Origin of the sequence: Rhodococcus sp. R1101 (assembly GCF_000278445.1) — a bacterium.
Lineage (GTDB): Bacteria > Actinomycetota > Actinomycetes > Mycobacteriales > Mycobacteriaceae > Rhodococcus > Rhodococcus gordoniae.
In genome coordinates, this window is the sequence record NZ_AJVB01000878.1 from 1 (window position 1) to 707 (window position 707).

1 pseudogene is annotated in these 707 nt (G+C 59.8%); it reads right to left on the bottom strand.

The features are described from left to right. Positions 1-204: pseudogene (locus R1101_RS28875) on the bottom strand (hypothetical protein); the annotation flags it as partial. Between the last annotated feature and the right edge of the window lie 503 nt (positions 205-707).

A 707-nucleotide genomic window follows, 5' to 3' on the forward strand; every position in this document is an offset into this window, starting at 1 on the left:
TGTCAGGGCGGAGACAGCGTCGTCGGGGCTTTCGACGACGGGTGGGGCCATGCCGACTGCTTCCTTCTTGGCGCGTTCGCGTTCGCGGTAGGCGCGCACGCGGTCGGCTGCGGTGGCGTACTTCCGAGGGCGCCCTACCCGTGGCTTGGGTGAGTCGTCCGCCTGCGAGGTCGCTTCGGGTGCAGGGGGGTGCGTGTCGGTCATGGATGTCCTCGTCGTGGTGCCTCGAAGGGTCGGTTGCAAGGCATCTTACCTCATTTTATTACGTAATTAGGTGTCAAAATTGAAACGAAAAGAAACGATATGAAATGTTCTGAACTGGGAAAATAACAAAGGTGGCTGATTTCGTCACGACTATTGCGATTGGAGTGCATACGATTCGGTTCGAAGTCGGAGCGGCTACTGATCGTCATAATCCTCACTTATGACGATCACGTAGAGCGCGACGTCGAAAAACTGTGCACCCCCTTCGGGCGGAGGCATGGGGGGTCGGTCGTCGGGGGAGTGGCCCTTATTTGCGGCAGCGTTCCGCGCGGATGTTCTCGTCACCGTCATCACGCAGCTGATCGAGACGGGATCGTCGTCCGGACCCTGGTCCGCCACTACCATGCTCGCAGGACAGAGGGAGTAGAGGGGTGAAGCACGTCGGGATCCTGGGCCACAGCTGGGAAGGTGCGTCGTCGTGTTGGCGCGAGGTCTGCCAGCAC